At 68.0% G+C, this 9,268-nt stretch carries 8 protein-coding genes and 2 rRNA genes (1 of these 10 cut by a window edge); 1 reads left to right on the forward strand and 9 read right to left on the reverse strand.

Annotated elements, in window-relative coordinates:
• Positions 1–26: 26 nt before the first annotated feature.
• The 6 genes from ACQEU1_RS20995 to ACQEU1_RS21020 all read right to left on the reverse strand — a co-directional run bounded on the left by ACQEU1_RS20995 (position 27) and on the right by ACQEU1_RS21020 (position 6,499).
• Positions 27–959, reverse strand: coding sequence for an NADP-dependent oxidoreductase (locus ACQEU1_RS20995; RefSeq protein WP_433204195.1), 933 nt, complete (start codon positions 957–959; stop codon positions 27–29).
• Positions 956–3,856 (reverse strand): bifunctional [glutamine synthetase] adenylyltransferase/[glutamine synthetase]-adenylyl-L-tyrosine phosphorylase, encoded by a 2,901-nt coding sequence (locus ACQEU1_RS21000; RefSeq protein WP_433204198.1) that lies wholly within the window; start codon positions 3,854–3,856, stop codon positions 956–958. Before ACQEU1_RS21000 ends, ACQEU1_RS20995 begins: the two co-directional genes overlap by 4 nt.
• A gap of 29 nt (positions 3,857–3,885) precedes the next feature.
• Positions 3,886–4,071 (reverse strand): hypothetical protein, encoded by a 186-nt coding sequence (locus tag ACQEU1_RS21005; RefSeq protein ID WP_433204201.1) that lies wholly within the window; start codon positions 4,069–4,071, stop codon positions 3,886–3,888.
• Positions 4,068–5,201, reverse strand: coding sequence for an anion permease (locus tag ACQEU1_RS21010; protein WP_433204204.1), 1,134 nt, complete (start codon positions 5,199–5,201; stop codon positions 4,068–4,070). Before ACQEU1_RS21010 ends, ACQEU1_RS21005 begins: the two co-directional genes overlap by 4 nt.
• An 85-nt stretch (positions 5,202–5,286) precedes the next feature.
• A complete protein-coding gene (locus ACQEU1_RS21015) occupies positions 5,287–6,042 on the reverse strand; it encodes a type 1 glutamine amidotransferase (protein ID WP_433204207.1) in 756 nt (251 codons plus the stop codon).
• 25 nt (positions 6,043–6,067) lie between these two features.
• Complete coding sequence (locus tag ACQEU1_RS21020) at positions 6,068–6,499, reverse strand: rhodanese-like domain-containing protein (RefSeq protein WP_433204210.1); 432 nt, start codon at positions 6,497–6,499, stop codon at positions 6,068–6,070.
• Positions 6,500–6,579: 80 nt separating this feature from the next.
• On the opposite strand from ACQEU1_RS21020, the gene ACQEU1_RS21025 reads away from it, so the two are divergent.
• The gene (locus ACQEU1_RS21025; RefSeq protein WP_433204213.1) at positions 6,580–7,029 is read left to right on the forward strand and encodes an Lrp/AsnC family transcriptional regulator; all 450 of its coding nucleotides are present in this window, start codon (positions 6,580–6,582) and stop codon (positions 7,027–7,029) included.
• Here the strand turns inward: ACQEU1_RS21025 and ACQEU1_RS21030 are convergent.
• The 3 genes from ACQEU1_RS21030 to ACQEU1_RS21040 form a co-directional block, all read right to left on the reverse strand.
• Positions 7,026–7,850 (reverse strand): GNAT family N-acetyltransferase, encoded by an 825-nt coding sequence (locus tag ACQEU1_RS21030; RefSeq protein WP_433204216.1) that lies wholly within the window; start codon positions 7,848–7,850, stop codon positions 7,026–7,028. The two genes, ACQEU1_RS21025 and ACQEU1_RS21030, sit on opposite strands and share 4 nt — an antisense overlap.
• A 122-nt stretch (positions 7,851–7,972) precedes the next feature.
• A 5S ribosomal RNA gene (gene rrf / locus ACQEU1_RS21035) occupies positions 7,973–8,089 on the reverse strand.
• A gap of 77 nt (positions 8,090–8,166) precedes the next feature.
• A 23S ribosomal RNA gene (locus tag ACQEU1_RS21040) occupies positions 8,167–9,268 on the reverse strand (it continues 1,983 nt past the right edge of the window).

Below are 9,268 nucleotides of genomic sequence, written 5' to 3' on the forward strand. Positions count from 1 at the left end.
CGAACCTGAAGAAATACCTGAAGATTTCAGACGGTCAGTACAACTTTTCCACGCACATGGCCACCTTCGAGCAGCCTGTGCGCCTTAACGGCCTCTGCCAACGGAAAAGTCTGCTGCACCTCGACGTGCAACCGGCCGGCGGCGACGAGATCCACCAGCCACTGCGTCTGCTCCGCGTGAGGCCGGGCCCAGGTGTTCACCACGCCGTTCTCCAACGCACGCGGTCCGTCCACAATGGACGTCATCCGCGCCCGGTCGCGGACCAGCTGCAACGACTGGTCGAACGCGAGCCCGCCGGCGTTGTCGATCACCACGTCCACCAGGCCGTCACCGCCGACGAGCTCCGCCACCGCGTCCACCAGCGCGTCTCCGTACGCGACGGGCTCAGCGCCGAGCGAGCGCACGAAGTCGTGGTTGCGCGGCGAGGCCGTGCCGATCACCCGCGCCGCCCCGAGCTCCCGCGCGATCTGCACCTGGAGGTGCCCGACGCCACCGGCGGCCGCGTGCACCAGCACGACGTCCCCGGAACCGGTTCCGACCGCCTTCAACGCCTGCAACGCGGTCAGCCCGGCCAACGGCAGCGCGGCCGCCGTCACGAAGTCCACGGTGGACGGTTTGCGCGCGACCAGCCGGTCCGGCAACGAGATCAACTCGGCGTAGGCGCCGAACTGGACGTGGTCCTTGCGGGCGTACGCGAGCACCTCGTCGCCTGCCTTCCAGTCCTGCACGCCGATGCCGACGGCCCGCACGACCCCGGACACGTCCCAGCCGGGGATCAACGGCATGTGGTGCGGCATCAGCCCGCCGAGGTACCCGGCTCTGATCTTGAAGTCCACCGGGTTCACCCCGGCCGCCCGCACCTCCACCAGCACCTGGTCGGGCCCGAGCAGCGGGTCGGGCAGCTCCTGCAACGACATGACGTCGGCGTCACCGAACTGGGTCAACGCGATCGCTTTCACGGTTTCTCACCGTAGAAGACACGCTCCGCCACCGCACGTGCACGACGGGTGGTCCTGCGGTAGGACTCCAGGAACTCCCCGGGGTCACCGCCGGGCTCGTGCCCCATCACCGACGCCACCGCGACGAGATCGCGCCCGGACGTCGGCAGCTGGTCGGACGCCTTGCCCCGCACCAGCGTCACGGCGTTGCGCGCCTGCGTCGCCAGGTTCCACGCGGCCGTCAGCGCCGCCGCGTCTTCCTCGGCCAGCAGTCCTGCCTCGACGGCGGCGGCCATCGCGGCCATTGTGGACGGTGTGCGCAGGCCGGGCACCGCGCCGGAGTGCTGGAGCTGCAACAACTGCACGGTCCACTCGACGTCCGCGAGCCCGCCGCGGCCGAGCTTGGTGTGCGTGCTCGGGTCGGCGCCACGCGGCAGCCGTTCCGCGTCGACCCGCGCCTTGATCCGCCGGATCTCCCGCACCGACGCCGCGTCGAGGCCGTCCGCCGGGTACCGCAACGGCTCGATCAACGCCTCGAAGTCGGCGCCCAGCGAAGCGTCGCCCGCGATGAACCTGGCCCGCAGCAACGCCTGCTTCTCCCAGATCTCCGCCCACTGCCGGTAGTACGCGCGGTACGACTCCAAGGTCCGCACCAGCGGCCCCTGCCGTCCCTCCGGCCGCAGGTCCGCGTCGACCTGCAACGGCGGGTCCTGCGACGGCGCGCCGAGCAGCCGCCGGATCTTCTCGACGACCCCGCTCGCCCACTTCACCGCGTCGGCGTCGGACACGCCCTCGTGCGGCCGGCACACGAACAGCACGTCCGCGTCCGAGCCGTATCCGAGCTCGTGCCCGCCGAGCCGTCCCATGCCGATCACGGACAACGCGGCGACGGGCTCGCCGGACGCGCGCACCGCCGCGTCCAAGGCGCTTTGCAGCACCGAGCTCCACACCTCGGACAGCGACACGCACACCGTCTCCAGCGGCATGAACCCGAGCAGGTCCGCGGCCGCGATGCGCAGCAACTCGTGACGCCGCAACGATCTCGCCGCCGCGATCGCACGCGCCGCGTCGCCGTAGCGGGAAACCGCGCTGCGCAAGGGTTTCCCGATGGAGTGCGGATCGCCGCCAACCAGTGCTTCGGTATCTGCCAGCAACCGCAGGACTTCCGGCGCGCGCACGAGCAGGTCCGGCACCAGCCGCGAGGTGCCGAGCAGCACCGCCAGCCGTTCGACGACCGCGCCCTCGTCCCGCAGCAGCCTGAGGTACCAGGGGGTTTCGGCAAGCGCCTCGGACACCTTCCGGTACGCGAGCAGCCCGCCGTCCGGGTCGGGCGTGCCGGCGAACAGGTCCAGCAGCACCGGCAGCAACGCGCCCTGGATGCGCGCTCGCCGGGACATCCCCTGCGTCAACGCTTGGATGTGCCGCAACGCGCCGTCAGGCGAGGTGTAGCCCAACGCCGCAAGACGTGCCACGGCCTCCTTGGTGGTGAGCCGCAACGCTTCCGTCGGCACGCCGGCGACGGACTGCAGCAGCGGCCGGTAGAACAACTTCTCGTGCAGCCGCCGAACCTGGTTGGCGTGCTTGCGGAACTCCGCCAGCAGCACCTGTCCCTCGGACTTGCGCCCGTCCGCCGCCAGCCCCACCGACCGCGCCAGCCACCGCAACGCCGTCACGTCGTCGTCGGCCGGAAATAGGTGCGTGCGCAGTAAACGCTGCAACTGCAGCCGGTGCTCCAACGTGCGGAGGAACCGGTACGAGCGCCCGAACTCCGCCGCGTCCTCACGCCCGACGTACCCGCCCTGGCCCAACGCGGCCAACGCCGCCGTCGTCGCCTGGATGCGCAGATCTTCGTCGGAACGCCCGTGCACGAGCTGCAGCAGCTGCACGGCGAACTCGACGTCGCGCAACCCGCCGCGGCCGAGTTTCAGCTCCCGGTCTGCCAACGGCGTCGGCACGTGGTCCTCGACCCGGCGCCGCATCGCCTGCACGTCCTCGACGAAGTTCTCGCGCTCCGCCGCCGTCCACACGTACGGCCGCACGACGTCGAGGTACGCCTGCCCCAGCTCGGCGTCACCGACGACCGGCCGTGCCTTCAGCAGCGCCTGGAACTCCCAGGTCCGCGCCCACTTCTTGTAGTACGACGCGTGCCCGTCCAGCGTGCGGACGAGCGCGCCCGCCTTGCCCTCCGGCCGCAGCGCCGCGTCGACCTCGAAGCACGACTGGCCGGCGATCTGCATCATCGTGCTGGCCAGCCGGGTCGCGACGCCGAGCTCGCCCTCGGCGACGAACACGACGTCGACGTCGCTCACGTAGTTCAGCTCGTTCGCACCGCACTTGCCCATGGCGATCACCGCGAGCCGGCAGCGGTCAGCGCCGTTGACGCGTTCTTCCGCGAGCTTCAACGACGCGCGCAACGCCGACACGGCCAGATCGGACAGTTGCTCGGCCACCGTGTCGTACGGCACGAACGGCAGATCGGGCTCCACGACGTGCGCCAGGTCGTTGGCCGCCACGAGCAGCAGCTTCGCCCGGTACTCCGTGCGCAGCACATCGCCTTCTGCCAGCTCCAACGACACGTCTACGTCGTCGGTCAGCGAACGCCACCGGTCGGGGTTCACGACGAGGAAGTCGGACAACGCCGTGGACGAGCCGAGCACGGCGAGCAGCCGCCCGCGCACCGCCACGTCGTCGTGCAGCGCGGCCGACAGGGCGTCCCAGTCGGCGACGGCGTGCAGGCGTTCGAGACCCCGCAGCGCGAGGTCGGGATCGGGGCAGCGGGACAACGCGGACAGCACGGGCTCGGCACCGTCGGCGGGCCTGCGGTCACCCCACAGGCCGAGGCCGCGCAGCACTTCCTCGCTGCGCGGCTCGGTGAGCCCGAATCGTGCGGGAGACGCGTGGCGGACTGGTTCGCTCATCGTGAGCCAACCCTAATGCCCGCGCCGCTCTAGAAGACGATCAGAGAGAGTCCATAGAGCACCACGGCGACGCATCCGGCGAAGCTCGCGTAGGCGGGCACCTTCTTGTCGCCGGACAGCGATCGGATGCCCACGACGAACAACGTCACGACCAGGATCGTGGTGAGCAGCGTGGCGCCGAAGACCTGCACGAGCGCCATCCAGTCGACCTTCATGCCGCCACCTTGTGCAGTTCGGCCTGCGCGGCCACCTCGTCGACGATCTGCTCGGGCTTCACCGGCTCGCGGCGGGCCAGCAGCCAGATGCCGATGGACACGAAGCCACCGATGACGGCGACGCCGACGATCCCGACCGTGCCGGTGGACGCCCACTTGCCGGCGAGCGCGCCGACAAGACCCGCGGCGGGCAGGGTGAGCAGCCAGCCCGCGGCCATCTTGCCCATGGTCCCCCACTTGACGCCTCGCCGGTCGCGGCCGAGGCCGGAGCCCATGATGCCGCCGGACGCGACGTGCGTCGTGGATAGCGCGAAGCCGAGGTGCGAGGACGCGAGGATCGCCGTGGCCGTGGAGGTCTGCGCCGCGAAGCCCTGCGCCGGTTCGATCGTGGTGAGGCCGCGGCCCAGCGTGTGCGTGATGCGCCAGCCGCCGAGGTACGTGCCCGCCGCGATCGCGAGGCCAGCGCTCACGATCACCCAGACGGGTGGGCCGGAGCCGGGGGCCAGCGAGCCGGACGTGATCAGCGCGAGCGTGATGATGCCCATCGTCTTCTGCGCGTCGTTCGTGCCGTGCGCGAGCGAGACCAGCGAGGCGGACGCGACCTGGCCGACCTTGAAGCCGGTGTGCGCGACGTTCGGGTCGGCCACCTTCTTGAGGCGGTACACGATGATCGTGGCGATGGCCGCGACCAGGCCGGCCACGAGCGGCGCGACGACCGCGGGCACCAGGACCTTGTCGACGACCTTGGCGAAGTGGATGGCGTCCACACCGGACGAGACCCAGGCCGCGCCGATCAGGCCGCCGAACAACGCGTGCGACGAGCTCGACGGCAACCCGGCGTACCAGGTGACGAGGTTCCACATGATCGCGCCGACCAGTCCGCCGAAGATGATGGCGGGCGTGATCTGGGCGTCGTCGACGATGCCGCCGGAGATGGTCTTGGCCACCTCGACCGAGAGGAACGCGCCGACGAGGTTGAGCACCGCCGACAACGCGACCGCCGTGCGCGGCTTCAGCGCACCTGTGGCGATGGAGGTGGCCATGGCGTTGGCCGTGTCGTGGAACCCGTTGGTGAAGTCGAAGATGAGAGCAGTGACTACAACGATGATCACTACAAGAGCGGGATCCACGTGATCCTCCGGCTGGATCGAACAAGCTGTCCAGGAGGTTACGGTACCGCTAACAGAGGATGTCTTAAAACCTACGAAAGTTATGTCACACCAAAGGAAGTTGTGTACCAAATCCGCCCGCGGGCGACAGTTCTCCCCGAACGAGCTTCGCGAATCGGGCGACGAACGGCTGCCAGACCTCTTCGATGTCGCGGTGTGCCTGCTCGAGGAACTCCTGGTCGAAGTGGTGCGCCCGCGCACACGCCGCCGAGTCGGGATCCTTGGCCGCCCAGTTCAGCACGATCTCCGGCGTCGTCTCGATGTGGAACTGAAGGCCGTAAGCGCTCGCACCGACCCGAAACGCCTGATTCGGGTATTTCGGGGACGCCGCGAGGTGTTCCGCGCCGGGCGGCAGCAGGTGCACCTCGTCGTTGTGGAACTGCAGGACGTCCGGCGTGAACGGCAGGTCCGCGAACAACGGGTCCATGCCCGCCGCATCCCGCTTCGCCACGAGCAGCACGCCGACCTCGGGCCCCTGCGGACCCTTGCGCACCTGACCACCCGTGGCGGCGGCGAGCAGCTGCGCGCCGAGGCAGATCGCGAGCGTCGGCAGCTTCTTCGCCACCGCGCTGGACAGCAGCTTGCGCGCGTCCGCGAGCCACGGGTGGTCGATGTCGTCGAGCGCGCCCATCTCACCGCCGAGGCAGATCACGCCCTGGTACCCGTCGAGGGTCGCGGGCGCCGGCTGGTCCTTGAGCGGCACGAGGTCGAGCTCGACGCCCTCGGCGTCGAGCCAGTCCCCGAGCTTGGCCAGCGGGTCTGACTGCGAGGGCTGCAGGACGAGCAGGCGCGGTGCGTTCACGCACTTGAGCCTAGGTGCACGGCGGTCAGCAATGACACGCGACCTTGGTTACCGCTGCGCCAGCGAGCTGGTCGGACTCGACCGGATAGCCCGCGTCCCGCCAGGCCGTGATGCCGCCGGAGAGCCGCTTCACCCGGTAGCCCCGCTGGGCGAGCGCGAGTGCTCCCTTGGTCGCGGCGTTGCACTGGAAGCTCTCGCAGTAGCAGACGTAGACGAGGTCCGGGTCGAGGTCGAGGGTGTCCGGGAGGTCGCGGTAGGGCAGGTTGATCGCGCCGGGGATGCGGGCCTGGGCGAACGCCTCGGGGGCGCGCGTCTCCACCAGGACGTAGCCGGTGGCGGTGCCGTCCAGCAGGTCGCGGTGCACGTCGTCGGGGTCGGCCTCGAAGGCGAGCTCGGCGGCGAAGTGTTCCGCGGCGATCTTCGGGTCGGCGGCGGGGAAGCGCAGTGCGTTCGTCATGCCGTTGATCCTGCTGGGGTGGGTTCGTCTCCGACATGTCGAAGTCCAGGCGTTCGGGTCGTTCTCCCTATGATTTCCAGGTGGAACTTGACGCGGTGGACTGGAAGCTCCTGTCGCTGCTGCAGCAGGACGGGCGGATGTCGTTCACGGAGCTGGGCCGGCAGGTGTCGTTGTCCGCGCCGGCTGTGACCGAACGGGTGCGCCGGCTGGAGTCCCTGGGCGTGATCACCGGGTTCACCGCGGTGGTGTCGCCCGCCCGGCTGGGGTTGCCGATCGAGTCGATCGTGCGGGTGCGCGTGCGGTCGCTGGACACTCCGCGATTCCGCACGCAGGTGCTGGTGCTGCCGCAGGTCCTCGATGCGGACCATGTGACCGGCGACGACTGCTGGCTGCTGCGGGTCGTCTGCCGGTCGATGGTGGAGCTGGAGGAGCTCGTCGAGGTGATGCAGCGGTACGGCGACACGACGACCTCGCTGGTGTTCTCGTCGCACGTGCGCAACCGCCCGCTGTCCCCGGAGCTGTTCGGCTAGTCCTGCCACCAGAACTCGGCCCAGTCCTCCACGGGTTCGTAGCCGATGCGCTGGTAGATCGAGTTCGAGATCGGGTTGCTCAGGTCGGTGAACAGCAGGACGTCGGTGGCTCCCCGGTCGAGCGCCCACTGCGTGACGGCGGCGGTGGCCGCGGCGCCGTAGCCGTGCCGTCGGTGCTCGGGCGGGGTGTAGACCGGGCCGACCCTGGTCATGCCGGCTTCCGGGAGGCTGCCGGACGCCCACGCGACCGGTGTGCCGTTGATCTCCCAGAGCGCATGGCCGGTGCCGAGCTGGAGGGAGCCGCGCATGGCCTCAGTGGCGCCCTCGTTCGGTGCTTCGGGGACGGCTTCGACCAGGAACTCCTTGCGCCAGGCGCCGAGCAGCTCGACGTCGGCCTCGGTGGCGAGGCGCCAGGTGCCGGGGACGGTCGGCGGGACGAGCGTGCCGAGGCGGTAGAGGCGGGTGGCGAGGGATTCGCGGTAGGTCCTGCCCGTCGCTGTGGCGAAGGCCTCAGCCCTGTCCCGCGGGCCGGTGACTCCCGGTGCGTCCGGATCGACGTCGTTGGTGATCCGCACCGCCAGTTCTGCCGCGGCCGGTGGGAGGTCGGCGGCCTGGAACGGCCAGGGTGGCGTGCGGATCAGCGAGCCGATCACCTTTCCGTTGTCGTGGAAGCTGATCAGGGTCGGCGGAAGCTCGGCCGGCAGCCGTCGGATGCGGTTGAGCGAGGTGAGCGCGATGGTGTTCCGCACCGGATCGGCGGTCAGCCGTTCGTGGGTGGCGGCGTCGAACGAGGCCAGGTCTGGGTGCACAACCGCGTCCATGTCGTCCATCAGACCAGGGCCTGCAACCGAAAAACCGACACCGGCCTGTTCTTGGGCACGCCAAAAGACCCCTGAGGGGAGCACTCGAAGTGCTCGACCCTCAGGGGTCTTCCGGAATTAATGTTCGGCGACGACCTACTCTCCCACACCGTAACCAGTGCAGTACCATCGGCGCAGAAGGGCTTAACTACCGGGTTCGGAATGGGACCGGGTGTTTCCCCAACGCTATTATCACCGAAACTCTGTGGAGTTGTACCTGCGGCGATCGGTTGCCGCTCGGTTCTTCCAGAACCGCACAGTGGATGCGTAGCGTCTTTGTAACAAGTCCTCGGCCTATTAGTACCAGTCAGCTCCAACCGTTACCGGTCTTCCACCTCTGGCCTATCAACCCAGTGGTCTAGCTGGGGGCCTTAACTCACGAAGAGTGGGATACCTCATCTTGGAACGAGCTTCCCGCTTAGATGCCTTCAGCGGTTATCCCTTCCGAACGTAGCCAACCAGCAATGCTCTTGGCAGAACAACTGGCACACCAGCGGTCCGTCCGTCCCGGTCCTCTCGTACTAGGGACAGCCTTCCTCAAGTATCCTACGCGCGCGGCGGATAGGGACCGAACTGTCTCACGACGTTCTAAACCCAGCTCGCGTACCGCTTTAATGGGCGAACAGCCCAACCCTTGGGACCTACTCCAGCCCCAGGATGCGACGAGCCGACATCGAGGTGCCAAACCATCCCGTCGATATGGACTCTTGGGGAAGATCAGCCTGTTATCCCCGGGGTACCTTTTATCCGTTGAGCGACCACGCTTCCACAAGCCATGGCCGGATCACTAGTTCCGACTTTCGTCCCTGCTCGACCCGTCAGTCTCACAGTCAAGCTCCCTTGTGCACTTGCACTCAACACCTGATTGCCAACCAGGCTGAGGGAACCTTTGAGCGCCTCCGTTACTCTTTGGGAGGCAACCGCCCCAGTTAAACTACCCACCAGGCACTGTCCCTGATCCGGATCACGGACCGAGGTTAGACATCCAATACGACCAGAGTGGTATTTCAACGATGACTCCACAACCACTGGCGTGGCCGCTTCACAGTCTCCCACCTATCCTACACAAGCCGAATCGAACACCAATACCAAGCTATAGTAAAGGTCCCGGGGTCTTTCCGTCCTGCCGCGCGTAACGAGCATCTTTACTCGTAATGCAATTTCGCCGGGCCTGCGGTTGAGACAGTCGAGAAGTCGTTACGCCATTCGTGCAGGTCGGAACTTACCCGACAAGGAATTTCGCTACCTTAGGATGGTTATAGTTACCACCGCCGTTTACTGGCGCTTAAGTTCTCAGCTTCGCCCCGAAGGACTAACCGGTCCCCTTAACGTTCCAGCACCGGGCAGGCGTCAGTCCATATACATCGTCTTGCGACTTC

The sequence above is a fragment of the Lentzea sp. CA-135723 genome (genome assembly GCF_050936595.1).
Classification (GTDB): domain Bacteria; phylum Actinomycetota; class Actinomycetes; order Mycobacteriales; family Pseudonocardiaceae; genus Lentzea.